Annotated in this window: 31 protein-coding genes; 21 read left to right on the plus strand and 10 right to left on the minus strand. The window is 42.3% G+C overall.

Annotation, left to right across the window (positions count from 1 at the left end; all coding sequences use genetic code 11):
* Positions 1-37 precede the first annotated feature (37 nt).
* From secY to prfA, 14 genes are all read left to right on the plus strand, one after another.
* Positions 38-1,348, plus strand: coding sequence for a preprotein translocase subunit SecY (secY, locus tag V7K62_RS30800; protein WP_334870931.1), 1,311 nt, complete (start codon positions 38-40; stop codon positions 1,346-1,348).
* 2 nt (positions 1,349-1,350) lie between these two features.
* Positions 1,351-1,905, plus strand: a complete 555-nt coding sequence (locus V7K62_RS30805) for an adenylate kinase (RefSeq protein WP_334870933.1) — start codon at positions 1,351-1,353, stop codon at positions 1,903-1,905.
* Between the two features lie 215 nt (positions 1,906-2,120).
* Positions 2,121-2,345 carry a translation initiation factor IF-1 gene (infA, locus tag V7K62_RS30810; protein WP_006276978.1) on the plus strand — a complete coding sequence of 75 codons (225 nt, stop codon included), beginning with the start codon at positions 2,121-2,123 and terminating at the stop codon, positions 2,343-2,345.
* The gene (gene infA / locus V7K62_RS30815; protein WP_442937355.1) at positions 2,346-2,648 is read left to right on the plus strand and encodes a translation initiation factor IF-1; all 303 of its coding nucleotides are present in this window, start codon (positions 2,346-2,348) and stop codon (positions 2,646-2,648) included.
* A gap of 117 nt (positions 2,649-2,765) precedes the next feature.
* On the plus strand, positions 2,766-2,879 hold the full coding sequence (gene rpmJ, locus V7K62_RS30820; protein ID WP_015129703.1) for a 50S ribosomal protein L36: 114 nt from the start codon (positions 2,766-2,768) through the stop codon (positions 2,877-2,879).
* 115 nt (positions 2,880-2,994) lie between these two features.
* Positions 2,995-3,375 carry a 30S ribosomal protein S13 gene (rpsM, locus tag V7K62_RS30825; protein ID WP_069070762.1) on the plus strand — a complete coding sequence of 127 codons (381 nt, stop codon included), beginning with the start codon at positions 2,995-2,997 and terminating at the stop codon, positions 3,373-3,375.
* 54 nt (positions 3,376-3,429) lie between these two features.
* Positions 3,430-3,825: a 30S ribosomal protein S11 gene (gene rpsK, locus V7K62_RS30830; RefSeq protein WP_012410703.1), complete on the plus strand. Its 396-nt coding sequence runs from the start codon at positions 3,430-3,432 to the stop codon at positions 3,823-3,825.
* Positions 3,826-4,135: 310 nt separating this feature from the next.
* Positions 4,136-5,083: a DNA-directed RNA polymerase subunit alpha gene (locus tag V7K62_RS30835; protein WP_292759699.1), complete on the plus strand. Its 948-nt coding sequence runs from the start codon at positions 4,136-4,138 to the stop codon at positions 5,081-5,083.
* A gap of 32 nt (positions 5,084-5,115) precedes the next feature.
* The gene (gene rplQ / locus V7K62_RS30840) at positions 5,116-5,466 is read left to right on the plus strand and encodes a 50S ribosomal protein L17 (RefSeq protein WP_229547639.1); all 351 of its coding nucleotides are present in this window, start codon (positions 5,116-5,118) and stop codon (positions 5,464-5,466) included.
* A 118-nt stretch (positions 5,467-5,584) separates the two neighbouring features.
* Positions 5,585-6,433 (plus strand): tRNA pseudouridine(38-40) synthase TruA, encoded by an 849-nt coding sequence (gene truA, locus V7K62_RS30845; RefSeq protein ID WP_334870936.1) that lies wholly within the window; start codon positions 5,585-5,587, stop codon positions 6,431-6,433.
* A gap of 116 nt (positions 6,434-6,549) precedes the next feature.
* Positions 6,550-7,011 (plus strand): 50S ribosomal protein L13, encoded by a 462-nt coding sequence (gene rplM, locus V7K62_RS30850; protein WP_334870938.1) that lies wholly within the window; start codon positions 6,550-6,552, stop codon positions 7,009-7,011.
* Positions 7,011-7,427, plus strand: coding sequence for a 30S ribosomal protein S9 (gene rpsI / locus V7K62_RS30855; RefSeq protein ID WP_012410698.1), 417 nt, complete (start codon positions 7,011-7,013; stop codon positions 7,425-7,427). The genes rplM and rpsI overlap by 1 nt, the downstream gene beginning before the upstream one ends.
* 193 nt (positions 7,428-7,620) lie before the next feature.
* Complete coding sequence (gene rpmE / locus V7K62_RS30860; protein WP_094349107.1) at positions 7,621-7,863, plus strand: 50S ribosomal protein L31; 243 nt, start codon at positions 7,621-7,623, stop codon at positions 7,861-7,863.
* A gap of 104 nt (positions 7,864-7,967) precedes the next feature.
* Positions 7,968-9,065 carry a peptide chain release factor 1 gene (gene prfA, locus V7K62_RS30865; protein WP_334870941.1) on the plus strand — a complete coding sequence of 366 codons (1,098 nt, stop codon included), beginning with the start codon at positions 7,968-7,970 and terminating at the stop codon, positions 9,063-9,065.
* A gap of 9 nt (positions 9,066-9,074) precedes the next feature.
* Here the strand turns inward: prfA and V7K62_RS30870 are convergent, their stop codons facing one another.
* Complete coding sequence (locus V7K62_RS30870; RefSeq protein ID WP_334870942.1) at positions 9,075-9,521, minus strand: hypothetical protein; 447 nt, start codon at positions 9,519-9,521, stop codon at positions 9,075-9,077.
* A gap of 240 nt (positions 9,522-9,761) precedes the next feature.
* Between V7K62_RS30870 and V7K62_RS30875 the strand changes: the two genes are divergently transcribed.
* The gene (locus V7K62_RS30875) at positions 9,762-10,124 is read left to right on the plus strand and encodes a helix-turn-helix domain-containing protein (protein WP_292838068.1); all 363 of its coding nucleotides are present in this window, start codon (positions 9,762-9,764) and stop codon (positions 10,122-10,124) included.
* 153 nt (positions 10,125-10,277) lie between these two features.
* Here V7K62_RS30875 and V7K62_RS30880 read toward each other — a convergent pair whose 3' ends face one another.
* From V7K62_RS30880 to V7K62_RS30895, 4 genes are all read right to left on the minus strand, one after another.
* Positions 10,278-10,940 carry a type I restriction enzyme HsdR N-terminal domain-containing protein gene (locus V7K62_RS30880; RefSeq protein ID WP_334870944.1) on the minus strand — a complete coding sequence of 221 codons (663 nt, stop codon included), beginning with the start codon at positions 10,938-10,940 and terminating at the stop codon, positions 10,278-10,280.
* A 172-nt stretch (positions 10,941-11,112) separates the two neighbouring features.
* Positions 11,113-11,961 (minus strand): hypothetical protein, encoded by an 849-nt coding sequence (locus tag V7K62_RS30885; protein WP_334870946.1) that lies wholly within the window; start codon positions 11,959-11,961, stop codon positions 11,113-11,115.
* Positions 11,962-12,012: 51 nt separating this feature from the next.
* On the minus strand, positions 12,013-13,137 hold the full coding sequence (locus V7K62_RS30890; RefSeq protein WP_334870948.1) for a hypothetical protein: 1,125 nt from the start codon (positions 13,135-13,137) through the stop codon (positions 12,013-12,015).
* A 115-nt stretch (positions 13,138-13,252) separates the two neighbouring features.
* On the minus strand, positions 13,253-13,468 hold the full coding sequence (locus V7K62_RS30895; RefSeq protein WP_334870950.1) for a hypothetical protein: 216 nt from the start codon (positions 13,466-13,468) through the stop codon (positions 13,253-13,255).
* A 25-nt stretch (positions 13,469-13,493) separates the two neighbouring features.
* Between V7K62_RS30895 and V7K62_RS30900 the strand changes: the two genes are divergently transcribed.
* The 6 genes from V7K62_RS30900 (at position 13,494) to V7K62_RS30925 (ending at position 19,652) form a co-directional block, all read left to right on the plus strand.
* The gene (locus V7K62_RS30900) at positions 13,494-13,991 is read left to right on the plus strand and encodes a hypothetical protein (protein ID WP_334870951.1); all 498 of its coding nucleotides are present in this window, start codon (positions 13,494-13,496) and stop codon (positions 13,989-13,991) included.
* Between the two features lie 34 nt (positions 13,992-14,025).
* The gene (locus tag V7K62_RS30905; protein WP_334870953.1) at positions 14,026-14,838 is read left to right on the plus strand and encodes an Rpn family recombination-promoting nuclease/putative transposase; all 813 of its coding nucleotides are present in this window, start codon (positions 14,026-14,028) and stop codon (positions 14,836-14,838) included.
* Between the two features lie 155 nt (positions 14,839-14,993).
* The gene (locus V7K62_RS30910) at positions 14,994-16,679 is read left to right on the plus strand and encodes an ABC-F family ATP-binding cassette domain-containing protein (protein WP_334870954.1); all 1,686 of its coding nucleotides are present in this window, start codon (positions 14,994-14,996) and stop codon (positions 16,677-16,679) included.
* Positions 16,680-16,901: 222 nt separating this feature from the next.
* On the plus strand, positions 16,902-18,500 hold the full coding sequence (gene gpmI / locus V7K62_RS30915) for a 2,3-bisphosphoglycerate-independent phosphoglycerate mutase (protein ID WP_334870956.1): 1,599 nt from the start codon (positions 16,902-16,904) through the stop codon (positions 18,498-18,500).
* Between the two features lie 98 nt (positions 18,501-18,598).
* A complete protein-coding gene (gene secG, locus V7K62_RS30920; RefSeq protein WP_334870958.1) occupies positions 18,599-18,832 on the plus strand; it encodes a preprotein translocase subunit SecG in 234 nt (77 codons plus the stop codon).
* A gap of 10 nt (positions 18,833-18,842) precedes the next feature.
* Entirely contained in the window at positions 18,843-19,652 is an 810-nt protein-coding gene (locus tag V7K62_RS30925) for a peptidase (RefSeq protein WP_334870960.1), read from the plus strand.
* Between the two features lie 587 nt (positions 19,653-20,239).
* On the opposite strand, the gene V7K62_RS30930 is transcribed toward V7K62_RS30925, so the two are convergent.
* The 5 genes from V7K62_RS30930 to deoC all read right to left on the minus strand — a co-directional run bounded on the left by V7K62_RS30930 (position 20,240) and on the right by deoC (position 25,634).
* Positions 20,240-20,635 (minus strand): hypothetical protein, encoded by a 396-nt coding sequence (locus V7K62_RS30930; RefSeq protein ID WP_334870962.1) that lies wholly within the window; start codon positions 20,633-20,635, stop codon positions 20,240-20,242.
* A gap of 171 nt (positions 20,636-20,806) precedes the next feature.
* Positions 20,807-21,955 (minus strand): glycosyltransferase family 4 protein, encoded by a 1,149-nt coding sequence (locus tag V7K62_RS30935; protein ID WP_334870964.1) that lies wholly within the window; start codon positions 21,953-21,955, stop codon positions 20,807-20,809.
* 357 nt (positions 21,956-22,312) lie between these two features.
* Complete coding sequence (locus V7K62_RS30940; protein ID WP_334871151.1) at positions 22,313-23,965, minus strand: MFS transporter; 1,653 nt, start codon at positions 23,963-23,965, stop codon at positions 22,313-22,315.
* The gene (gene recO, locus V7K62_RS30945) at positions 23,952-24,845 is read right to left on the minus strand and encodes a DNA repair protein RecO (protein WP_334870967.1); all 894 of its coding nucleotides are present in this window, start codon (positions 24,843-24,845) and stop codon (positions 23,952-23,954) included. The genes V7K62_RS30940 and recO overlap by 14 nt, the downstream gene beginning before the upstream one ends.
* A gap of 108 nt (positions 24,846-24,953) precedes the next feature.
* The gene (gene deoC / locus V7K62_RS30950) at positions 24,954-25,634 is read right to left on the minus strand and encodes a deoxyribose-phosphate aldolase (protein WP_334870969.1); all 681 of its coding nucleotides are present in this window, start codon (positions 25,632-25,634) and stop codon (positions 24,954-24,956) included.
* Between the last annotated feature and the right edge of the window lie 34 nt (positions 25,635-25,668).

Here is a 25,668-nt window from a genome sequence, read left to right on the forward strand (position 1 = left end):
GCTGCCAGTGCTTGGTTCACTATAAAGGTAGCACTCTATGATCAGTCGAGATAAAGCCCCAACGGCTCAAGAAACTTTTATGCAGATGGCACAGGCAGCTGGCCTCAGAGGTAGGCTGCTTGTCACCGTCGGTATTTTAATTTTGGTTCGCCTGGGTATCTTCTTACCCGTGCCAGGGATTGATAGACCGAGATTTGCCGAAGCCATATCAGGCAGTAATTCCATATTCGGCTTATTGGATATATTTTCCGGGCGAGGACTTTCGACTTTGGGAGTCTTTGCTTTAGGGATTTTGCCCTTCATTAATGCGTCTATTATCATCCAATTACTCACCGCGGCGATTCCATCTTTAGAAAATTTACAGAAAAATGAAGGCGAAGCGGGGCGGCGGAAAATATCGCAAATTACCCGCTATGTCACTGTATGTTGGGCGATTCTGCAAAGTACAGCTTTTTCGGCATTATTTCTCCAGCAATTTGCCTTAAAGCCAGGGCCCATATTTGTAGCTGAAACTGCGATCGCTCTGACAGCTGGTTCCATGTTTGTCATGTGGACATCAGAACTGATTACCGAACGTGGTATTGGTAACGGAGCATCATTGTTGATTTTTGTCAACATTGTCGCGTCATTACCAAAAGCTTTAGGCGATACCATCGACTTGGTACAAGTCGGCGGTCGGGAAGCGGTGGGTCGGGTAATCGTGCTGATCTTAGTTTTCCTAGCGACAATTGTTGGTATTGTGATTGTGCAGGAAGGAATGCGCCGCATCCCAATTATTTCAGCTCGTCGCCAAGTCGGTCGGCGAGTTTTGGCAGAGCAGCGTAGCTATCTGCCCCTGCGGCTAAATCAAGGCGGCGTGATGCCAATTATTTTTGCTGCTGCCATCCTTAGTTTGCCACTGCTGATCGCCAATTTTACTAAAAATACCGAGTTGGCGAATATAGTTAACACTTATTTGAGTCCAAGCGGTTCTAGCTCCTGGGTCTATGCCTTGGTCTACATGATTTCCATCATTTTCTTCAGCTACTTCTATTCTTCGTTGATTCTCAACCCAGTAGATGTAGCGCAAAACTTGAAGAAAATGGGTTCTAGTATTCCTGGAATTCGTCCCGGTAAGGCAACTAGCGAGTATATCGAACGCGTATCCAACCGACTCACTTTTTTGGGTGCGATATTTTTGGGCTTCGTTGCTATTATTCCCACCGCCGTGGAAAGCGCTTTGAATGTGAAAACTTTCCGGGGGATAGGTGCGACCTCGTTGTTAATTTTAGTTGGTGTGGCAATTGAGACAGCCAAACAGGTCCAAACTTATGTCATCTCTCAGCGCTATGAAGGAATGGTGAAATAATAGTGACGCGACTAATCTTCTTGGGGCCACCTGGAGCGGGTAAAGGAACACAAGCTCAAACCTTGGCTGAACACTTGAATATTCCCCATATTTCTACTGGTGAAATATTAAGACAAGCCATGAAAGAGCAAACTCCTTTAGGAATCAAGGCTCAAAGTTATGTTGATAGCGGCGAGTTAGTACCCGACCAGCTAGTGCAGGACTTGGTACAGGAGCGCCTCAGTCAATCAGATGCCAAAAATGGTTGGATTCTTGATGGATTTCCCCGGAAAGTGACCCAAGCAGCTTTTCTGGAGAAGTTACTGGAAGCAATACATCAGAGTGGCGAAAGGGTAATCAATTTAGATGCACCAGATGAAATTGTAATCGCACGTTTGCTAGCTAGAGGACGAAAAGATGATGCCGAAGAGGTAATTCGTCGTCGTTTAGAAGTATACCGCGCTGAAACTGCACCTTTAATTGATTATTATGGCGATCGCCAAAAACTTTTAACAGTAAATGGCAATCAGTCCCAAGAAGATGTCACTGGCGAACTGCAAAAGGTAATCGTTTCCTGAAAAGTAGGGGGAGTAGGTAGTAGGCTTGCCGTGAGCGTAGCCGAATGGGAGTCGGGAATTCAACACTTATCACTCACCACTCCCCCCTACCAAGAAGCAGAGCGATTTTAGCTAAGATATATTAATAAACTGTTGATATATTTCTTAAAATGTGTTTCTTTGCAGATAAAGTGCTGCAACTGAACACGAAATTGTTGAGTTGAGGAAAAAACAAATTGTCTAAACAAGATTTGATTGAAATGGAAGGCACGGTTACAGAGTCCTTGCCCAATGCGATGTTTCGCGTTGACTTGGACAATGGCTTTAATGTGCTGGCACACATTTCCGGTAAGATTCGCCGAAATTATATCAAGATTTTGCCCGGCGATCGCGTCAAGGTGGAGTTAACTCCTTACGACTTGACTAAAGGCAGAATCACCTATCGCTTGCGTAAGAAGTAAATGCAACTAAAATCTTCATCGGAGGTAAGTAAATTATTGATTAAGCCAGAAGCGATTCAAATGGAAGGCAGCGTTACAGAGTTATTACCTCGTGACAGCTTTCTAGTTAAACGGGATGATGGCTCAATCTTAAAAAATGCTCAGAAGTTCCGAGTTCAATTAGACAATGGGGATTCCGTCTTGGCATATCTTGCCGTGAACCGTCAATATACCAAGATTTTGCCTGGCGATCGCGTCAAGCTGGAGTTAACTCCTTACGACTTGACAAAAGGCAGAATTACCTATCGCTTGCCTAAGAAGTAACTATATGTAGAGAATCTTACCATAAAACCATTTTTTTGACTGTTTCATAGTCAATTAAGTTGATTAATTTCTCTAGAAATGCTATAATTTTATATTTGGAGTCAAAGAATAAAAGGCATGAAAGTTAGAGCCTCAGTCAAGAAAATTTGTGAAAAGTGCAACGTGATCAAACGTCGTGGTCGCGTCATGGTGATCTGCGTAAACCCCAAGCACAAACAACGTCAAGGCTAACGCTCTTACCAACAGAGCCAGTTGTAACACGCAGATGATCATTAAAACGAAAAGACGCGATTAATCACGTTTTTCCAACCAACAGTAATTGCGAGAACAATAGGGAGAGTTCATTGTGGCACGTATTGCCGGAGTAGACCTTCCACGCGATAAGCGCGTCGAGATCGGTCTGACTTACATCTACGGAATTGGGTTATCACGCTCTCAAGAAATTATAGCGGCAACTGGTGTGAACCCAGACACCCGCGTTAAGGACTTAAGTGATGCCGATGTAACAGCCCTACGAGGGGAAATAGAAAGCAACTATCAAGTTGAAGGCGACTTGCGGCGCTTGGAGTCTTTGAACATCAAGCGCTTAGTTGACATTGGTACCTACAGAGGCCGTCGTCATCGGATGGGCTTACCAGTCAGAGGCCAAAGAACTCGCACCAATGCCAGAACCCGTCGAGGCAGAAGGCAGACAGTGGCTGGGAAGAAGAAGGCTCCAGGGAAATAATTTTGCAACGCTTGCTAATCCGAGCAAGTTTTACCTTAAATCAACTAAACAAGTATGGCGAGACAACCAACTAAAAAATCCGGGAGCAAGAAGCAGAAACGGAATGTGCCTAGTGGGATGGCCTACATCCAGTCTACTTTCAACAATAGCATTGTCACCATTACCGATCAAAATGGAGATGTCATCTCCTGGGCCAGTGCTGGTTCTAGCGGTTTTAAGGGAGCAAAAAAGGGAACTCCCTTTGCAGCGCAAACCGCTGCTGAAAGTGCAGCCCGTCGAGCTATTGATCAAGGAATGCGCCAAATTGAGGTAATGGTCAGTGGGCCAGGAGCAGGTAGAGAAACCGCTATCCGGGCACTTCAAGGAGCAGGACTGGAAATTACACTGATTCGGGATATTACCCCGATTCCTCACAATGGTTGTCGTCCACCCAAGCGCCGTCGAGTTTAAACACTAAGACTTGGGCAGCGAGGGCGAAAAGTTACAACCACCAATGACCACTTGAGCGTCTAACGTGCAAACTGTCATTGAGTCAAAGCTTGGGCAACCAGAAGCGCGTCAGATTTTCCCCTTGGGAAAGCTGTTAAGCTTCGGGCTACCCAAAATATTATTAGCGCCTGCAAGCTCAATGGGAGTGTCAAACTATACCGTAATTTTATACTAGTAGTTTGATATACCTATAATCTACAGGACATAAATTCAATTCGGGAGGCAATTGATTTGTCTGCTAGCAGCACCTTAGAAAAAGGGAGGCTCATCCGTGGCGCAGTTTCAAATTGAATGTGTAGAGTCGAATACCGAGGAAAGTCGGAACCATTACAGTAAATTTGTATTGGAACCTCTAGAACGCGGTCAAGGAACAACTGTTGGCAATGCACTGCGGCGGGTTTTACTATCTAACCTAGAAGGTACAGCAGTTACAGCAGTGCGGATTGCAGGCGTTTCACATGAGTTCGCCACAGTTCCGGGCGTGCGGGAAGATGTGCTGGAAATCCTCATGAAAATGAAGGAAGTTATCCTGAAAAACTATTCTTCGCAGCCCCAGATTGGGAGATTACTCGTTAGCGGCCCAGCAACAATCACTGCGGCGCATTTTGATTTGCCCAGTGAAGTAGAAGTCATCGATCCGACCCAGTATGTAGCCACCATCGCTGAGGGTGGAAAGCTGGAAATGGAATTTCGGATCGAGAAAGGCAAAGGCTATCGCACTGTAGAGCGAGGACGTGAGGAAGCCACATCGTTGGATTTTCTTCAAATCGACTCGATATTTATGCCGGTGCGAAAAGTCAACTACAGTGTTGAAGAATCTCGTGGGGAAGGCTTGATTCCAAAAGACCGACTATTGTTGGAAGTTTGGACAAATGGCAGTATTTCCCCGCAAGAAGCACTATCTTCGGCCGCTGCGATCTTGGTAGATTTATTCAACCCGTTGAAAGATATCTCCCTAGAACCAACAGACACAGGTTCGGATATTCCAGACGACCCAACTGCCCAGATACCCATCGAAGAGTTACAACTTTCTGTGCGGGCATATAACTGTCTCAAACGGGCACAAGTTAACTCTGTGGCAGATTTGTTGGATTATACCCAAGAAGACCTCTTAGAAATTAAGAACTTTGGGCAGAAGTCAGCAGAAGAAGTCGTGGAAGCTTTGCAGCGACGCTTGGGCATCACCCTGCCAATGGAAAGAGGCTCTAAACACCCTTAAGAAAAACCGTTCATAATTCATAGTGCATAATTATGCGTCACCGTTGTCGCGTCAAAAAACTCAGTAAACCAGCCGATCAACGCCGTGCTTTACTGCGATCGCTCGCCACCGAGCTGATCCGTCATGGTAAGATCACCACCACTTTAATTAGAGCGAAAGTTCTACGAAGTGAAGTGGAAAAAATGATTACCTTAGCCAAAAATGGCTCCTTGTCAGCACGTCGGGAAGCCCTTGGCTATATCTTCGACAAACAACTGGTTCACGCTCTATTTGAGCAAGCTCCGACTCGATATGGCGATCGCCAGGGCGGTTATACCCGCATTATGCGTACCGTACCGCGTCGGGGTGATAATGCCAAAATGGCAATAATTGAATTGGTTTAAGTCATTTAGTCATTGGTCATTAGTCATTGGTCATTAGTGAATAACAAAGGGCAACTGACAAAAGACAAATGACATAGACGCCCTTTGGCGGCTTCCCGTAGGGTAGGACAAAATCTGTATGTTAGAAAGCCACCAGCCTACACAAACTCATCGAGTAGCCTTGGTAATCCAATACCTGGGCACTCATTTTCATGGCTGGCAACGGCAAAAAAACCAACGGACTGTCCAAGAAGAGATCGAAATTGCGATCGCGACTATTCTTGGTCATCATGTAACATTACATGGGGCTGGGCGAACCGATTCAGGAGTTCACGCTGCTGCTCAAGTAGCCCATTTTGAAGCTACAGGTTTAATTCCGCCTCACAAGTGGGCAACAATCCTCAACAGCTATCTGCCGCCAGATATATTAATCAGGGCTTCAGCTAGTGTCGATAACCGTTGGCACGCTCGCTTTAGTGCAGCCTATCGACGGTATCGCTACACAATATATACTGAAGATCGGCTTAACTTGTTTGTAAGACCCTTCAGTTGGCATTATTATTATGCACCCCTGGATGAATCTTTAATCCAAGCTGCCTTGAAACCTCTGTTGGGAAAGCATCACTTAGCTGCTTTTCACCGTGCAGGCTCAGAGCGATCGCATTCCTGGGTAGAGGTGCAAGCAGCAGAGTGTCGTCGCAGTGGGCCATTTATCCATATTGAAATACAGGCAGATGGATTTTTGTATGGCATGGTACGGCTGTTGGTAGGGATGCTGGTACAAGTAGGTTCTGGACAACGAACACTTTCTAGCTTCACCGAACTCTGGAAAGAAGAACGCCGGGAAGAAGTGAAATACGCCGCACCGCCTCAAGGCTTGTGCTTGTTGCGAGTCGGCTATCCCGATTTTCCCTTTCCAAAAGAGATTTGGTACGACACCTTGCCAAAGTTCGTCACTAGTCAAGAGTCATTAGTCATTGGTTCTTAGTCATTGGTCATTAGTCATTAGTGAATGACAAAGGACAACTGACAAAGGACAAATAACAAATGATAAAGGACAAATGACTAATGACAAATTAAAAATGACAAAGGACAAATAGACAAATGACAACGAGTAAAACATACCTTCCTTCTCAAGCAACCCTTGAGCGTGAGTGGTACATAGTAGATGCCACCGATAAACGCCTCGGTCGCCTCGCCAGCGAAGTCGCCCAGGTATTGAGAGGCAAAAAGAAACCCGAATATACACCCCACCTAGATACAGGTGACTTCGTAATCATTATCAATGCCGAGAAAGTAGCAGTCACAGGCAAAAAGCGCACTCAAAAGCTTTACCGCCGCCATTCTGGTCGCCCTGGTGGGATGAAAACCGAAACTTTCGCTAAACTGCAAGACCGCATACCAGAGCGAATTTTAGAACAAGCTGTTAAAGGTATGCTACCGAAAAATAGCCTCGGTAAGCAGTTGTTCACCAAGCTGAAAGTTTACGCTGGGCCTACGCATCCTCATGATGCTCAAAAACCCAAAGAACTACAAGTTAGTACAATTCCTGGAGAAGAAAATTAATGGTAGTAGCAGATGCTAATAGCGGTCGCGCCGTATACTGGGGTACTGGCCGTCGTAAGAACGCAGTAGCAAGAGTACGCTTGGTTCCAGGCACCGGTCAACTGACTGTGAACGGTAAAGATGGAAACTTGTATTTCCAATTTAACCCCAACTACCTAGGAGTGATCAAAGCACCCCTGGAAACTCTGGGACTAGAAAACGAATATGACATTTTGGTGAAAGCAGAAGGCGGCGGCTTGACCGGACAGGCTGATTCTGTCCGTTTGGGAGTTGCTCGTGCTTTGTGCCAACTCGACCCAGACAACCGCCCACCTTTGAAAACCGAAGGTTATTTGACTCGCGATCCGAGAGCAAAAGAGCGGAAGAAATATGGTTTACATAAAGCTCGGAAAGCACCTCAGTACTCTAAGCGTTAAGCGATTGGGTACTGCGTACTGGGTATTGGAGATTAGGTATTGAGAATTGAGTATTGGGAAAAGTCCGTTGTTTATTTACATCTTTCCCAGTCCCCAATCCCCAGTCCCCAATCCCTAGTCCCCAGTCCCTAATCCCTAGCCCCAATTGAAACCTGAAAGTTATAATTTATATAGATTCATCACAAAAAGAACAATGGCTAAAGCTGATATTCACCCCAAGTGGTATCCAGACGCTAAAGTTTACTGCAACGGTCAAGTTGTTATGACCATTGGCTCTACCAAGCCAGAATTGCACGTAGATGTTTGGTCTGGAAATCACCCCTTTTACACTGGCACTCAGAAGATTATTGACACTGAGGGTCGAGTAGAGCGCTTCCTCCGCAAGTACGGTATGAGCAGCACTCAAACATCTGACGACGATCAAAACAAAAAGTAGCGAGTTGGCTCTGCTGTTAACGACGGCCCTGCATCAGCTGGGTCGATTTTCATTTATATGCTCGAGCCAATTTGTTATTTTTTTAAGGAGCGATCGCACTCGTCATGGCTGAATCATACTTACTGGATAAACTCAAATCCGTTGAACAAACCTTTAATGAATTAACACGTCGTCTTGGCGACCCCGATACCGCTAGCAACCCTGATGAGTATCAAGAAATTGCTAAGTCTCGTTCTTCTTTGGAAGAGGTAGTTGATACATACGAAATTTGGAAAACAGCCCAAGAAGACTTGACCGGAGCGCGTCAGGTTTATAAGGAATCTGCGAGTGACCCAGAGTTGCAAGAAATGGCAGCACTGGAAGTCAAGGAACTTGAGCAAAAAATAGAATATTTAGAGACTCGCTTGAAAGTCTTACTGCTACCACGCGACCCCAATGATGAAAAGAATATCATGTTGGAAATTCGCGCTGGTACAGGTGGCGATGAAGCAAGTATTTGGGCTGGCGATTTGATGCAGATGTACACCCGCTATGCCCAGACTCAAGGTTGGAAAGTTTCTCTAGTGAGCGAATCTCGAGGAGAAATGGGTGGCTGGAAAGAGGTCATTCTCGAAATTAAAGGTAATGACGTTTACAGCCAGTTAAAGTTTGAAGCTGGAGTGCATCGTGTGCAGCGCGTGCCGGCAACTGAATCTGGGGGACGGGTTCATACTTCCACAGCTACGGTGGCGATTATGCCAGAGGTGGATGATGTGGAAATTCACATTGACCCGAAAGATATTGAAATGACTACAGCCCGTTCTGGCGGTGCTGGTGGGCAAAACGTCAACAAGGTGGAAACAGCCGCCGACTTGATGCACAAACCGACGGGAATACGCATTTTCTGTACAGAAGAACGCAGCCAGTTGCAAAATAAAGAACGGGCGATGCAAATTCTGCGGGCGAAGTTGTATGAGATGAAGTTACGCGAACAACAAGAGGTTGTAACTTCCATGCGGCGATCGCAGGTTGGCACAGGATCGCGATCGGAAAAAATTCGCACTTACAATTATAAAGATAACCGCGCTACCGATCATCGCTTAGGTCAAAATTATTCTCTTAACCCTGTTTTGGAAGGTGATTTAGAGACGCTGATCCAATCTTGTATATCTCTAGACCAACAGGAACGTCTCGCGGAGTTAGCGACTGCTGCCGCTAACTAATTTTTGCGGTTAAATATTCTGTAAAACCACTTGTTGTCCTGTTGCTTTTAACACACACAGGTGGTTTTCTAATATCGTGTCGAGTGCATCTTCTATTTCACTGGGATAATGGTAATAGGCAAATTCGTACTTCATAACGTAATTTAGCTTCGCCCATTCCTTCAGAGTTTGGCAGGTATAAATTAACTTCTCTACTTCCTTTTGCCAACGCGCAAAAATTCGGTAGCTAAAAAAGCTGCTACATATATTGCCTTTTGCATCCCAGTAGGAAATACACACTTGATGCTTCAGAAGGTGGATTTTTTTGATTTGCTTAACATCGTAGCCTTTAACTTTTAAAGCTTCTTTGGTTTCTGCCTCAGATATGTTCCACTGTTCTGGTTTAATTTTATTAGTGGCTATAAGGTTTTTACCTTTGCGGCGATATTGATTAATTTTGCGTGGCTTGCGAAACATGATGCACCTTCGATATTATTTCTTCGCAGCAAAGTCTGGTTACTAGCACAAGCGCCGTAACAAACTAAGTTTTTTGGGTTGGTTAAAGATAGATGGGTTAGTCTACTAGCTTGATGCCTGGAGTTGCCGATCTGCAACCAGAGATATAGTTTAGTACTAAAACACAAGGCTGTCAATATAAAAGTAAACTTGTATTATTGAAAGTAAACTTGTAAATAAAGTTGGCTAGCTATATAAGCAGTGAAGATCGAAAGCAAACAAAAACTGATTGAAATCATTAAACTAGCTCGCGGTTCAATGAGTCAGCGAGCGTTTGGTAAGCTTTTGGGAGTATCTGCTACTGCTGTTCAGATGTGGGAAAAAGGTGTGAAGGTGCCAGATACAGAAAATTTGGCTCAAATCGCATCGAAAGCAGGCTACACAATGGAAGAGTTAATCAGCTGCATAGATGGCAAGCCAATTCCAGAAACCTCAGATTTGAGTTTGATTCTGAGACAAATCCAGCACATGCCTCTGGGACAAGTGGCTCAAATTGTGCAAGCTGCGGCAGATAGATTGGCGGCTGTGGCTGAAGCATCTGGGGATGAGGCGAAGGCCAGTTGATTTGGGGCTACGAAAAACTAACTTACTATTACGAATTTTTCCAGAGCATTGCTCCTATTTATTTGATGATGCGATGCGATGCCTGCGGCGGGCTGCGCCTACGCAGACAATTTTCTGTGCGATACTCGTCAAGACTGGGAAGGATAATTTCTGTCAATAAGTAATAGAAACTAGCTTTTCAAAATCTTGTAAATCACAGTTTTGCTGTTTTTTAGCATCTTGAACATATATATGGTAGTAGAGCTTGTTGTCTTGAAATTGGAAGAAAGATCCTACTATGGGTAACTGCTCACCTTTAAGTCTGAAAACTATTCTATTAAGTTTATATTTTCCATACTTATTAACAAGATAAATAAAGCTATCAAAACTTCCATTTACAGCTTTTTCAAATTCTAGTAGATTTTTATCTAATTTATTAGAACTTTGCAAGATTAAAGGTGGTATATCTTCAAGACTATTGAGATTATTACTCGTAAATACTGCGTCTTTTTTTATATAAGCAATAATTTGATGATAATTATATAAAATACCAATTTCTGAACAAGATTTTTTTAGGTATCTTTCAATCTGCTTCTCATGATTACGCAAGTTTTCTTCTTCTCGCTTCACTTCCACAATCATTAGAGGAGGAGAATATGGTTTAAAATATTCATTTTCAACAGTTTTATATAATTCTATATCATGACTATCAGATTCAACTTTTATATCAATTTCATTTGGAAATAATCCACTTTGATTTAGCAAAAAGTAGAGAAAAAATTGCCTAATTTTTTCTTCTGGTCGTCCATCAATAACAATTTCCCTGCTTCTAATCAAACACTTTGTATATTCTGCATAGTTTCTCTTGTATATATTTAGTTTTCTGGATATTTATTCACTTAAGATAGTCATAATTAGGATTAATTTAGTTAAAAATTGGACTAGTTTTAGGAACGCAATTTTATTGCGTTCCTTTGGATTTATCATGCAATCTAAAATTGCTTTCTGTCTATTTTTCTCCAAAAAAGCTTAATATTTTAGTAACTAATTCTGCCCAATACTGTCCTGCTTTAATCTCTAAAAATATATTTAAGCTTTGCTCAGTTTCAAGTTCGTGCTTTAAGGTCTGATATACATTATCTACATATTTTTCACCTTGAGGTCTTTCCCTACCCTTTTCATTAATTAGAGCCGTCCAGAATTCAGAATCTTCACTTTGAGGTGATAGTTTTTTTATAGCTTCATATTGAATTTCTACACCTACTTCACTTATAAAATTGTCATAAAATGAGTTAAATTGTATCACTAACTCTGGGATTAGTGTTTTTAAAGATTCATTTGCAGAGGTAAGCTCATTAAGGATATTTTCTAATTCCTGTTTTGCTTGTTTGGTAAACTTTTTCAACATTTCATCTTCATTTATTCCCTCAGCAATAACCCTCATATCATAATATATATCTATATTCCTTGGCTCATAGTAACCGAAGTTTCTATGAATAGCGTGTTTAGTGTTCCATGCCCGATAAACAGTACGATAATATTCAATATATTTATCAATAAAATCTTTATAAACTAAACTAGGTACTCTTCTATTCAAATATTTTAAATCCTTTATCTTATGAATGGCATTTTCAATTGCCTTGATTTCTGATACTGTCAAAGCATCACCATTTTTTATTTTTCTAAAGCTTTCTTTGATATCCTTGATTTCTTCTAATAAAATATTTTGTCTACGTTCTACTACACCTGCTATAGCTTCGATAAATTCATTTTTATCTGCCTGTATATCTTCTTCATCATATATTTCATTTAATTTGACTATATCATCACGGTAGTACCTCAAAGCATCGTAGAACAAAATGTTATCTAGAAAAAAATCTAAATTTAAACTCCTGAATGTAGCTTGAATCTATTCTTTTCTGATTTGAATTCCTGTATCCCGATCTCCATCACATTCATGTACTCTTTCAGGCTCATTTTTGTGAGGCAATACCAAAGTTACAAATCTATGATGAAAATCTTTGGATTTAGATGTAAGATGATAACCTATTAATTTCCTAATATTAGCTTCAGGAGCATCTTTAAAGGGAGTTACAAAGAGGCAGATAGTATCCTGATTTTCAATATATTTATGCAAGTCTTTACGAATTGGATTTTCATCAAGTCCTTTAGTATCCACAACTGAATCGAACTGAGACAAGTTTGAGCCAGATAAAACATCATAGCTCACATAAAGATGTATTTTTCTCGGAATAGCAAACTCCTTTAATTCGACATTATTTATGGCTGCAAAGGTATTTTTTATCCATTCTTGCTCATTTTTTTGATTATCAAATTCAATCTTATTCGTAGTCCTAGATTCAAGCTTTGCATTATTCAAAGCAAGTTTCTTAAATTCATCTAATCCTAATTTATCAAATTCTTCTTTACCTTGATCAATTATTTCAGTTTTCTTTTTATCACCATCAGAAATTGTTTTAAAGCGTAACTTCATTTCTGTAATATTTCTAATAGCCCTTTCAATTTCTTTAGAAATAATTGTATTCTGAGCTAGATTAGGATTATCTTTATTGGCAATAGATTCGCAAAATTCAAAAATCAGATTCTCCATCTCGTCAACTGCATAAGGTTCTATCTCTATAGAAGTTTTTTCCGCAGCTTTGATAATTACTTCACATATAGTAGTTTTACCTGCTCCTGTTGATAGTAACTCTTTGGTTTCGGTTACATTTCGAGACTTATTAGCAATAGTTTTAGAAACATTGAAGTCGCTTATTAAGTTAAAAATATGACAAATAGCTGTGGTCTTTCCTTGCCCAATAGTACCTATAAAAGCAATTTTATATTTATCTATACTAAGAATTTTTTCTATTTCATCTAATCGTTCTAGCTTGGATTTCAGGTTATTGATGCAAATATGATTAGAAACATGATTACGTATATTAATCTCAGAATGACCTGAAATTTTATTTATTTCCTTACTCAAGTTTTGTTTCAAGGATGCAATCTCTTCTTGCCACGTTGTCGTCAACATACTGTTTACCCTGTTTCGATGCTTACTTACTTGATATTTACAGTATGCCCATTATGGTTGAATATCTAACAAAAGCCTCATAACACCACCAAACGCCCCTCTGGGAACCCTTTAGTCACTTGGTGATGAACAAGGCGATCGCTAATTTTGGTTGAGTTCGAGGTTCTGGTAGAAATACATAACAGCTACACAAACTAAGTCCGTTTGCGCGTACTCCAGGAAGTTGAAACCCACGGAGGTTGGTTTTGTCTGTATAGCTGAGATTTCTAATCGCCAAAGCTAGGGTAATTTTACTGGCAGTTAACGAATAAATGGTTTTAAAATGGTGCAATCTGAAAATATTTAGGAGTGCAGCTATGTCGCTACGTAATGAGCCTTTAGATTGGCAAGTTGAAACAAATAATCCTTATATACCAGTTTATCATCAAGGTGATTTGGTAGGTTTTTTTAAACCAGAATATGCCAGTGAAATTATTAAGTTTTTAAATGAGCAAGAAGTTTTAAAGAAAGCACTAAAAATGGCTTGTACTGATTTAATTAAAAAAATGGGCGGCGATACGAATAAAGTCAATTATTTAATGGGTAAATATATAATAAATAGTGAACGTCCGAAGTATGGAACTAGAGCGATCGCAGTTTTACTTCATGATAGGCAAAAAGAGCTTGACTTAAGTAACCAGGAGTTTGCTAAATTCTGCGATACCTTTAAATTATCTCCCACTGAACTGAATAATATTTATGCTGGAGAAGCATTTGATGATAGTTTATTAGCGCCACTTTCACGTATATTAGGGATGGCAAAAGAGCAATTGCTGAAAGTGCGAGATGGTTCTGAAGAACAAAGTAACACATGAACAACAAATCAAAATCTTCAAGTGATATAAAAATGTGAAAACAGACATCATCTTTTATCGCCTGTTTCAAGAATTACCTGATATTTTCTTTGAACTTATTGGTAATCCTCCAGAAGAAGCTAGCCTTTATCAATTTTCATCAGTTGAAATCAAACAAACAGCCTTCAGAATCGATGGTGTATTCCTGCCTACACAAGGAAGTGATAGCCAAATTTATTTTGTTGAAGTGCAATTTCAAGCCGATGGGGAAATTTATTCACGGTTAATTGCAGAAATATGTTTATACCTCCGTCAGAATAAACCACAAAATGACTGGGGTGCTGTGATTTTATACCCAAACAGGAATGTAGATACAGGCAATATCAAACATTACTGTGAGTTTTTCACAAGTGGGCGCGTCAGGCGCATTTATTTGGATGAATTAGGTGAAGGTGCATCGCTTCCAATTGGCATTGCAACTGCTAAATTAGTAATTGCAACCGACGACATAGCGATGCCTACGGCGGTAAACTACGCACAAGCTAGGGTGTTGATAGATAGAACCAAGTCAGAGATAAACTCACCATCAAAACAGCAGCAATTATTACAATTTATAGAGACTATTTTGGCTTACAAGTTTCCTGCAATGAGTAGGGAGGAGATGGAGGAAATGTTTGGCTTAAGCGAGTTAAAGCAAACCAGATTTTATCAGGAAGCCTTTCAGGAAGGTGTTGAACAAGGTGAACTTAAAGGTAAACTAAAAGCAGTACCAGCAATGTTGGCAGCAGGTTTGACTGTAGAACAAGTAGCGAAAGCGTTAGATTTGAGTGTCGAAGAAGTCAGACAAGTAGCACAAAGTCATCCTTGAGATAGATGTGGTAAATTTTATCCGTGGCTCCAGCCAAATTTGGTTTGCGGCTTCCAAACTTTCTCACGACGAATTTATAGTTAATTTTTGTTAATATTAGAAGCGGTGTTAGTACTTCGTCCTCAACCACCCAGTCCCTACGTGAGAGAAACTTAATGCTGCGACTAGAACATATAAGTAAAATTTATCCCACAGGCGAAGTTCTCAAAGATATCAACTGGGAAGTTAAACCAGGCGATCGCATTGGCTTAGTCGGTGTCAATGGTGCTGGAAAATCCACCCAACTCAAAATCATCTCTGGGGAAATTGAACCCACCGCCGGCGAAATCATTCGTCCTAATAGCTTACATATAGCTTACCTTAACCAAGAGTTTGAAGTAGACCCCACCCGCACCGTTAGAGAAGAATTTTGGACTGTCTTCAAAGAAGCCAACGAAGTACAGTTATCTCTAGCGCACATACCACAAGAGATGGAAGCGGCTACCCCAGAGGAACTGGATCGACTGATCGACAAATTGGATCGCTTCCAGCGCAAATTTGAAGCCTTGGATGGCTACAATTTAGATGCACGCATCGGGAAAATCTTACCAGAAATGGGGTTTGGGCTAGAAGATGGCGATCGCCTCGTCAGCGCCTTCAGTGGTGGTTGGCAAATGCGGATGAGTTTAGGTAAAATCCTTCTGCAAAAACCCGACTTGTTACTGCTGGATGAACCGACTAACCACCTAGATTTAGAAACCATTGAATGGTTGGAAAATTATCTCAGAGGGCTGGTTACGCCGATGGTAATAGTCTCTCATGACCGGGAGTTCCTTGACCGCCTCTGCACTCAAATTGTGGAAACTGAACGCGGCGTTTCCGCTAGCTACCTTGGTAACTACTCGGCATATTTGGAACAGAAAGCTGAAAGTCAATCAGCACAGCTGAGTGCTTACGAACGCCAGCAGAAAGAATTAGAGAAACAGCAAACATTTGTTGATAGATTTCGCGCCAGTGCTACCCGCAGTACCCAGGCGAAAAGCCGGGAAAAGCAACTCGACAAAATCGAGCGCATTGAAGCACCCGTTGGTGGTATGAGAACTCTACACTTCCGTTTTCCCCCTGCACCCCGCAGTGGACGCGAGGTAGTAGAAATTAAAGATTTAACTCATCTTTATGGTGAAAAAATCCTGTTTTTAGCAGCAAATCTCCTAATTGAAAGGGGCGATCGCATCGCATTTCTTGGCCCCAATGGTGCTGGAAAATCTACCCTTCTGCGCGTAATTATGGGTATGGAACCACCCACAGAAGGTAGCGTTCAATTAGGCGATCACAACGTTATTCCCGGTTACTTTGAGCAAAATCAAGCTGAAGCTTTGGATTTGAAGAAAACTGTCATGGAAACAATCCATGATGAAGTTCCAGATTGGGATAATCAAGAAGTTCGCACACTTCTAGGACGTTTCTTATTTACTGGTGACACAGTATTTAAGGCAGTTGGGGCATTAAGTGGAGGAGAAAAAGCTCGTCTGGCGTTGGCAAAAATGCTCTTACGTCCTGCGAACTTACTAATTTTAGACGAGCCGACAAACCACCTAGATATTCCAGCGAAAGAAATGCTGGAAGAAGCGCTCAAAAATTATGATGGTACGGCAATTGTAGTTTCCCACGATCGCTATTTTATTTCTGAAGTAGCTAACAAAATCGTCGAAATTCGTGATGGTGAATTCCGCGTTTACTTAGGAGATTATCATTACTATCTCCAGAAAATTGCCGAAGAAAAAGAACAAGCAAAGTTAGCTGCAATAGAAGCCCAAAAAGCGGCTAAAAAAGCTGCAAAAGCTTCCACGAAAAGGAAATAAAGGATTGAATAACGCCTTAGTAGTAGTGCTAAAACGCTACTACTAAGTAATCACTCGTTATTTAGCGTTCCAAAACATCACAGAAAAATTACTAAAATTTAAAAAATCTTTCAAAAAACTGCAAGTCCTTAATAAAAGAAGTTCATAAGCAAAAATTCACTTGCGGCGTGGATTAGCAGTGGTATCATTCGGGTATTACAAAAAGTAAAGGGCAATTTTACTATGACCAAAGCACCTGTTGCTCCTGTGGTGCTAGTCATTTTAGACGGATGGGGCTACTGCGACCAAACGCGAGGAAACGCCATTACTGCTGCTAAAACTCCCATCGTGGACAGTTTATGGGCAGCTTATCCGCATACCCTCATCCACACATCAGGAAAAGCCGTAGGGTTGCCAGAGGGTCAAATGGGCAACTCGGAAGTTGGTCATTTGAACATTGGTGCTGGGCGAGTTGTACCGCAAGAACTGGTACGCATCTCTGATGCGGTCGAAGACGGTTCTATTGCCTCCAACCTAGCACTCGTCAAAATTTGCCAGGAAGTTCGCTCTCGGAATAGCAAGCTGCATCTAGTAGGCCTTTGTTCTGAGGGAGGGGTGCATTCGCATATCACCCATCTATTCGGACTACTTGACTTAGCCAAAGACCAGCGAATTCCAGAAGTTTGTATTCACGCCATCACCGATGGTCGTGACACCGCCCCAACTGACGGTGTAAGAGCAATCACATTGCTGGAAAATTATATAGACCGCGTAGGAATTGGGCGCATAGTCACCCTCAGCGGTCGCTACTACGCAATGGATCGCGATCACCGTTGGGATCGAGTAAAACGCGCCTACGACGTGATGACCCAAGATGGTCTGGTTGATAATCGCAGGGCTGTGGAAATCTTGCAAGCATCTTACGCCGAAGGGGTAAAAGATGAATTTGTCAACCCCATCCGAATTGCTCCAGGTGCAATAGAACCAGGGGATGGGGTGATATTTTTCAACTTCCGTCCCGATCGCTCCAGACAACTGACTCAAGCTTTGGTAAGTCCTAAATTTAACGGTTTTGAAAGACAGCAAATCACACCACTGTCTTTTGTCACCTTTACGCAGTATGATTCAGACTTACCCGTGGCTGTAGCCTTTGAGCCTCAGAATCTCAGTAATATTCTGGGAGAAGTCATAGCTAATCATAGCCTGAATCAGTTCCGCACCGCCGAAACAGAAAAATACGCCCACGTCACCTATTTCTTTAATGGGGGACTGGAGGAACCTTTTGCTGGAGAAGATCGGGAATTAGTAAGCAGCCCGATGGTAGCGACTTACGATCACGCCCCAGCGATGTCAGCAGCAGCAGTTACAGATGTTGCGATCGCAGCGATTCAAAAGGGTACGTATTCCTTAGTTGTGATTAACTATGCTAACCCAGACATGGTAGGGCATACTGGTCAAATCGACGCTACCATTACAGCAGTTGAAACAGTTGATCGCTGTTTGGGACGCTTATTAGACAGCGCGATCAAAGCCGGCGGTACAACAATTATTACTGCGGATCACGGCAACGCTGAGTATATGCTAGATGAAGGGGGTAATCCCTGGACAGCCCACACCACTAATCCAGTCCCCTTCATCTTGGTAGAAGGAGAGAAAGTCAAAATCCCTGGATATGGTACAAATGTGGAACTGCGAAGCGATGGCAAGCTATCCGACATTGCCCCCACAATTCTAGAGATTTTACAGCTGCCTCAGCCACCAGAAATGACCGGGCGATCGCTGCTGAAAACAGCAGAATATGAGCTGCAACGCACTCGTACCCCCGTACAAGTGGGGCTGTAAAAGAGTTCTAAGTCCTGAGTTAGGAGTTTTCAGTGAACTCCTAACTCCTGAATTCTGAATTCTGTTTTTTGAAACTTTTTATAAATGAGATTCCTACGATGACAATTAATAATATCGTGCAAGGTATTTGGGCGTTTTCCGCCACTGGTTTGATTATCTTAGTTTTGCTGCATAGCCCTAAAGGTGATGGTGTTGGGGCCATTGGCGGACAAGCGCAGCTATTTAGCAGCACCAAAAGTGCAGAAAACACCTTAAACCGAATTACTTGGGCATTGACAGTAATTTTTCTCGGTTTAACAGTAGTTTTAAGTGCTGGTTGGCTGCCTAAATAAGGATAGGTAAATGGGGAGAAGAACCGAACACCCGATAGTTAACACCCTAATAAATTTAATTTCACAACGGTTAATTACAGCTCTTGCCTTCTTTCTTGGCACAGGGCTGTTAACTATTTTTACTAATATCGAGTCAAATGATGGGTTTACAATAATACCAAAATATGTATATTCAGATTTAATAATCTCTGTCTCCACTTCCCCAAAACCTCATCCCTTACCGCCCACGCTGGCACAGTGGCAAGATAGCACTAATAGTGGTGACTACTTTTCCCAAGTCACAACAACTCAGGTAGGTTATTTAGTCTGGTCACAATTTCCCATTCGAGTTTACGTAGAACCACCAAAAGCCGTTAACGAAAAACAAGCTCAAGTATGGGTTAATGGTGTCTTGCAGGGTGTACAGGAGTGGAGTACTTATTTACCTTTAACAATAGTTGAACAGCCAGAAGTTGCTGATATTACGATTCTACGAAAAGCGCCACCTCTACAAATTTCCCCTGGTAGTAATATACCCCGTGCGCGATCGGCACAAACTACTTACGAGTTATACACCAGCAACAATATTTTATCCCACCGCTTCACCATCTTATTAAGCCCCAGTCAAACAGGTGAGTATCTCATTGCAGCTACCCGCCACGAATTCGGTCATGCACTGGGAATTTGGGGTCATAGTCCGCTACAAACTGATGCTTTATACTTTTCCCAAGTTCGTAACCCGTCGCCTATTTCTCCCAGAGATGTAAATACTTTAAAGCGGGTTTATGAACAGCCAACTACTTTAGGATGGTCTTTAGTGGATAATTTAAAGATTAATTGATTGATTGATAGGTAGACTATACAAAAATTTGGACTGAGGGTAGTTTCACCCAAGAATTCTTGCAAATAGTAGGAGAAATCCCATGACCAACTTACAGCAAATCGCAATCAAACGCACCACGGATAAAAGTACTAAAACCAATGCTGGGCTTTATTTTAGAATTAATTTTTGTGGCGGGTTTGATAAAAAACTGCTGTAAGTAGCTGAACAAAAATATTTACAGTCATTGCGAACGAAGTGTTCGCGGAGCGTCTCGTAGAGAAGCAATCCCAACCGCAAGCGAATTGCTTCATTACGCTTCTCTACGAGACGCAATACTTTTCGGTTAAGGTTGCACAGTCCTTAATTGATCCCCCTTAGTCCCCCTTAAAAAGGGGGAAATAGAGACATTCTTAGCCCCCCTTAAAAAGGGGGGTTGGGGGGATCGATTCTTAACCAAACCGTATTGCTACGAGACGCAAGCGCGAACGCTCCATTCGCAATGACATTGTGTAATTAATTCTGTCCGACTACTTACACAGCACCCATAAGTTAAGTCAGAAGACATCCAGCGACTCCCAGAAGAACAACCAACCAAAAGTTCTACCCTACTGTCTGTCAGTAATCCAAGTCTCTCGCTGTTCCCCCTGAATCGACTGTACAATTCCAAACCTTTCTTCAATTTTGCGTGGCAGAGTGCTTATCCCAAACATGTAAACGCAAACTTCTTCTGGTTGATCTGCCAAAACACGAACTCTGGCTTCGTGATCTTCTAAACGCTCCATGAAAATAGATGCACAAATTTCAACATCTTCAGGAATCTCATATACTTCCTTTGAAAAGATGAATTTCTTCTCCAAACTATTTGCAATTTGGTCAATAACGTTTTGTTCAGGCAACGGATTTGTGAAGCAATAGACGTATGTTCGGCAGCACTTTCCATGTTCTAGCTGCTCTAAGTCAGGGATATTTCTCAACTTTATCTGACTTGCGTCATACTTCATTTCGTTAACTTTCTTTAGTCAGGTATCTGTATTCATAAATCACAAATAATTTCATGACTAGAATACTAGCCAATGCTGCCTAACATTGTTGCTCGATCTCACTCATTGCCATCTTAGAATTTACAGTGCGATATCTCCGATGGGCTACGCCTACGCACTTCTTCACTTTCTCTACGCTCTGCGAATTAGCGGTAGAGGTCGCTGTGCTAAAACTCCTTTATAAAGTTCTTCCAGCAGAGTAATATTTTTACTAAGGGTATAGCGGTCTAATACACGCTGTCTAGCTTTTTGCCCTAGTAGGGTTGTTAACTCAGGATGGTCTTGTAATACTGGCAAGAGGGTTTTTAATTGCGATCGCGCTGTTTTGGTACTAATAACTACACCTGCGCCCTTTTCTAATACTTCTCCATCTGCACCCACATCTGTTGCTAAACAAGCCAACCCACACGCCATTCCTTCTAACAAAGACAGGGACAAACCCTCTACTAATGAAGGCAAAACAAATACATCTGCGCCCCGCAAAATTTCGATGCGTCGGTCTTCATCAGCGACAAATCCCAACCAGATAATGCCGTATTCTGAACCAAAAAACGGCTCTAATGAAGACTTCAAAGGGCCGTCGCCAACAATCAATAACTTAGTACCAGGTTCCATTGCAGACTGCTTCCAAGCCCGGAGGAGAGCTTCAACATTTTTCTCTGGGGCTATGCGACCTTGATAGACAAACAAGCGTTCGGCTTTAAATTCTGTTTTGATTTGAGAAAGTCCTGGAGAATACTTAGCGGTATCAACACCGTTGGGAATTACGGCAATATTTTCTTTCCTCACACCCATCCCTGCCAATAATTCTCGCTGAATTTGGGAAAATACAATCACGCGATCGTAGTTAACTAAAAAAGGTGCGTAGAGCTGATAAGCCAAAAGTTGTGTTCCCGATATCAGCTTTGCCCCCTTGCCAGCAAATGGTGTGTGAAAAGTGGCAATTAGAGGCAACCTCAGTTCCTCACAGATTTCCGGTAGAAAAAAGTCTAGAGGAGATAGCGTCAAGGAAGCATGGACTATATCTGGCTTGATTTTCCGCAGCGAATCGGTTAAAACTTTGGTCGCTTTAAAGGTAGGAATTGTGTAAACCTGGGACTTGTAAATGAAAGGCAGGGAAACCTCTCTAAGATTTGGCCAATTGTCAGGTTCAGACTCTTCCTGGGCGAAGTGAAGAAAGCTAACTTGATGTCCCCTATCTAGCAAGGCATTTGTAATTTCTCGACTGTAGGTGACATTGCCGCAAAACGGTGATTTTTTTCCAATCCAGGCTATACGCATTCTTTATTTAGCTATAAGAAAAGCGGGTTTGATCTATTACTTGTGTGTTCTTTGTGATTTTTATTTTATCTAGCTATACTTGCTGGTTTTTTTATTTATTAAAATTTTCCACAACTTTCTCCTAGTTTAGAAAGCTTGTTTTAAGCTGATTAAACCAGTGGATTTATGGCTTTATTTATTCTACTTATAAGTTGTTAATTTCTGATATTTAAACAACTTATTCTGACTAAAGTCAGATTCATATCCGGCAAGTATGTGATAAATTTTCACTGGAGACAGTTTACCATGAACACAAAAGCTTTAAGTAAATTATTAATTACGTCAAGGTAATGAATAACAACTCCTGTTAGCTGATAACTACTTGTGTGAGTTATACCAGGTTAATATACCTCCTGAAAAGACGATCGCAGCTAATCCCAAAAAAACTACCTGTAATCCCAGAAAGGTTTCTGCGACACCAGCTAATGCCAAAGGTAAGGAGAGGGCAATATTAATTACATTGTTCTGCAAGCCAAAAACTTTACCACGCATTTCTGGAGGCGTTTCTGTTTGGATTGCGGTTTGCATGGGAATTCCCACTAGTGCCCCAAAGATACCTAATAGCGCCACCAGTAACAAGACTAGCCACAGTTGAGTTGTAAATATTGACAGACCAATCAGCGATGCTGCCATACCCATACAACCGTACAGACTTAACTGAGTATAGGAGAAGCGTTGACCAAATTGACCGAGAATTGTTGCTCCAGCCGCAATGCCAACACCGCCAGCTGCTAGTAAAAAGCCGAACTGGGAGGCTTTCATATTGGGAATTATTTCTGCCATGCGAACGGCTAGAACAGTTAATGCTGCAAAGACAGAAAACAAGATAATCAGTTGAAGCAAAGCATTGCGGACACGATGATTTGCTTTGAGATAGGCAAAACCATCCCGCAAGTCAGAGAATACGTGAGGGAATTCTGTATCGGGGTGGTGGTGTTTTTCGTTAGTTGTCAGGAGGAACAAAATTAGTCCAGCGATCGCATAACTGCCACCTACCAAAAGTTCCTTACCCAAACTACCACTACCACCAATTTGCAGCCAAAGTCCATCGGCGATCGCTAACAACGGTTCCCCAACGGCAAACCCAATAATTACCGATGCCATCATCGTTGTCGTATAAAGCGAATTTGCCGAGAGTAAATCCTGTTCTTCTACCATTAAGGGAATTGCCGCCTGTTCCGCCGGTGCAAAAAACTGCGTCAGCGTGGAAACTAAAAAAGTCACACCCAGAATGATCAAAAAACCCACTGGCAGCACTCCTATGGGTTTCCAGTCATGAGTCAACCACAGCAAGAAGGGAATTGACAAAACCAGGATGCCGCGCCAAATATTCGTGGCCACCAGCACAGCCTTTTTCGACCAGCGATCGACAAACACACCAGCAACGGAACCAAACAATACGGCTGGAATAGTAAAAGCCATCATCAAGACTGATACCCAACCACTAATACTCTGATTGCTTCCTTGAAACTGAGTATTAATCAAAGCAATCATCAGCACCAAATAAACTTTATCTGCTAATTGGGAGAAAACTTGACCGCCCCAAAGAGCCAAGAAATTAGGGTTTTTTAATACAGGTAAAAATCCTTGCTGTTTTACATTCCCTGCGATAGCTTCCCCGCCTGAACCAGATCCATCTAATTTCGGTGGTTCTTTTTCTGGGATAGTGGCTACTGGCAAATTCTGCCCGTTGCGAGTGCCATTGCTATCTACCTCAGCAACGGTTAATTTGTCCTCAGATTGTGTTTCCGATTGGCTTGGTACATCACTTTTTGGAATCTCCGCTGTCCAATTTTGATCGTTTTTAGAAACGTCCTTTGGGGAGATTTCTTGGCCATTTATTTGACTAGGTGTACACTTGGGAACGCCACTCAAGTGATTCTTGACTGTAGGATCTGATACCCTATTCTGTTTTTTGGCGAGGCTTGGTGACAAAGGCAGGATTTTCTTATCCAAATCAGACGGTTGCATCATGGTTGGCAGCAAAATAAGAGTCGATCAAGGTAGCAGAGCGAATAGGGCGACCTAATTGATACTGAGCATACTGGCGCAAAATCTGCTCAACAGATAACCAGTCATGATCTCTAGCACCATCAATTTGCATTATCTCTGGTTGTGACAGATGTTGAAGCAAAGCTAGTTCCATAGCACCCAAACGACTAGAAATCACAGGTATGTCTTGCCGATGCACAACAACTGTTTGGGCATTGGGTATTGGGTATTGGTCTCTCCTCATCTCCCTCATCTCCCTGTCCCCCTCTCTTCGTAAACGTTCCCTAGCTTCTAAAGAAACGGTTCCACCCGCAGGTATACTAAATCCTACCTGCCAGTTGGGGTCTGAAAAGTCTGGCTTGAGGGGGCGCCCAGATAGGCAACAGATTTGCACTTGTGGCGTCAGTCCTGCTAAGGCTAAAAGGTGAAATACACCATGAGCCAGATGAGCCAAAACACCAGATGGATTTGCACTAGACACCGCCTCTAAGCGATGGAGATGTTCATTGAACAAATCATATAGTTCTTCTTGGGGTTGTTCGCTCAAAGCTTCACACAGAACTATTTCTGCTAAATATTGACTGGCAGCCAATTTTCCCAAATCTTTAGCTAAACCAGGATAAGTTTTTAACGTCTGTGCTTGAGTAATTTTATCAAGCGATCGCCCTTTGGCAATCAATAGTTCATTCACAACGAACATCCCACTCCTACCGCCCAAGCTGGAGTTATGTTTACGTGCCCCTGGAGCTACTGCTCGAATCAGACCGAATTCACGTGTCAAAATCGTCACTATTTTATCCGATTCTCCCAGCACCTGGGTTTTAAGATTAATACCAGTTGCTTTGTAGGTTCTACTCATTAGTCATTAGTCATTAGTCATTAGTTATTGGTCATTAGTCATTAGGTTAGGACAAATGACATAGACGCGCCCCCGGTTTCCCGCAGGGGTAGGACGAGAAACAAATGACTATTCACCCTTTCCCAGGTTATCGCGCTGGCGGAGCAAATCCATACCGCGAGATGTGCCTAATCTAGTAGCACCTGCTACGATTAAGTCTAGGGCTTGATTGATAGTGTGGATACCACCTGAAGCTTTAATTCCCACCCTTTCTTTTGCCAATTCCTGCAAAAGTCGCACATCTGCCACTGTTGCACCACCATTCCAACCTGTACTAGTTTTTAAGAATGCTGCTCCCGCCTCCATAGCTATTTCAGCAGCTATTTTTTTCTCCGCATCTGTCAACAGGTTAGTTTCCAAAATTACCTTGACTGTTTGCCCAGTCTCTTCACAAATTTCGGCAATCTCCCGGTGGACTTCTTCAGTTTTACCAGCTTTTAACCAGCCCAAGTTCATCACCACATCCAACTCAGTGGCCCCACTATCCGCCGCCTCTTGAGCTTCATACAGTTTCACGGCTGAAGTCGTTGCACCAGAAGGAAAGCCAATCACCGTACAGACTTTGGGGTTTTTACCGTGGAGGAGTTCTACTGCTTGCTTGACATGAGCGGGGAACAGACAAACTGCTGCAAAGTTGAATCTATATGCTTCTTCACACCATTGCTCAACCTGCTCTGGAGTAGCCGTTGACGTTAACAGGGAGTGATCGATAAATGGCGCAATATCAATGTTTGGATAGTCTGCTGCCATCGTGTCTTCTGCCAGTGATTGATTATTAAACTTT

The sequence above is a fragment of the Nostoc sp. genome (assembly GCF_036917935.1).
Taxonomy (GTDB): domain Bacteria; phylum Cyanobacteriota; class Cyanobacteriia; order Cyanobacteriales; family Nostocaceae; genus Nostoc.

Bases quoted from the DNA above. Each gene is read 5' to 3' on its own strand.
- secY (WP_334870931.1), top strand. From the start codon at position 38: ATGATCAGTCGAGATAAAGCCCCAACGGCTCAAGAAACTTTTATGCAG.
- infA (WP_442937355.1), top strand. From the start codon at position 2,346: ATGCAACTAAAATCTTCATCGGAGGTAAGTAAATTATTGATTAAGCCA.
- rpmJ (WP_015129703.1), top strand. From the start codon at position 2,766: ATGAAAGTTAGAGCCTCAGTCAAGAAAATTTGTGAAAAGTGCAACGTG.
- rpsK (WP_012410703.1), top strand. From the start codon at position 3,430: ATGGCGAGACAACCAACTAAAAAATCCGGGAGCAAGAAGCAGAAACGG.
- rplQ (WP_229547639.1), top strand. From the start codon at position 5,116: ATGCGTCACCGTTGTCGCGTCAAAAAACTCAGTAAACCAGCCGATCAA.
- truA (WP_334870936.1), top strand. From the start codon at position 5,585: ATGTTAGAAAGCCACCAGCCTACACAAACTCATCGAGTAGCCTTGGTA.
- rplM (WP_334870938.1), top strand. From the start codon at position 6,550: ATGACAACGAGTAAAACATACCTTCCTTCTCAAGCAACCCTTGAGCGT.
- rpsI (WP_012410698.1), top strand. From the start codon at position 7,011: ATGGTAGTAGCAGATGCTAATAGCGGTCGCGCCGTATACTGGGGTACT.
- rpmE (WP_094349107.1), top strand. From the start codon at position 7,621: ATGGCTAAAGCTGATATTCACCCCAAGTGGTATCCAGACGCTAAAGTT.
- prfA (WP_334870941.1), top strand. From the start codon at position 7,968: ATGGCTGAATCATACTTACTGGATAAACTCAAATCCGTTGAACAAACC.
- V7K62_RS30870 (WP_334870942.1), bottom strand. From the start codon at position 9,521: ATGTTTCGCAAGCCACGCAAAATTAATCAATATCGCCGCAAAGGTAAA.
- V7K62_RS30890 (WP_334870948.1), bottom strand. From the start codon at position 13,137: ATGTTGACGACAACGTGGCAAGAAGAGATTGCATCCTTGAAACAAAAC.
- V7K62_RS30900 (WP_334870951.1), top strand. From the start codon at position 13,494: ATGTCGCTACGTAATGAGCCTTTAGATTGGCAAGTTGAAACAAATAAT.
- V7K62_RS30910 (WP_334870954.1), top strand. From the start codon at position 14,994: ATGCTGCGACTAGAACATATAAGTAAAATTTATCCCACAGGCGAAGTT.
- gpmI (WP_334870956.1), top strand. From the start codon at position 16,902: ATGACCAAAGCACCTGTTGCTCCTGTGGTGCTAGTCATTTTAGACGGA.
- secG (WP_334870958.1), top strand. From the start codon at position 18,599: ATGACAATTAATAATATCGTGCAAGGTATTTGGGCGTTTTCCGCCACT.
- V7K62_RS30925 (WP_334870960.1), top strand. From the start codon at position 18,843: ATGGGGAGAAGAACCGAACACCCGATAGTTAACACCCTAATAAATTTA.
- V7K62_RS30930 (WP_334870962.1), bottom strand. From the start codon at position 20,635: ATGAAGTATGACGCAAGTCAGATAAAGTTGAGAAATATCCCTGACTTA.
- V7K62_RS30935 (WP_334870964.1), bottom strand. From the start codon at position 21,955: ATGCGTATAGCCTGGATTGGAAAAAAATCACCGTTTTGCGGCAATGTC.
- V7K62_RS30940 (WP_334871151.1), bottom strand. From the start codon at position 23,965: ATGCAACCGTCTGATTTGGATAAGAAAATCCTGCCTTTGTCACCAAGC.
- recO (WP_334870967.1), bottom strand. From the start codon at position 24,845: ATGAGTAGAACCTACAAAGCAACTGGTATTAATCTTAAAACCCAGGTG.
- deoC (WP_334870969.1), bottom strand. From the start codon at position 25,634: ATGGCAGCAGACTATCCAAACATTGATATTGCGCCATTTATCGATCAC.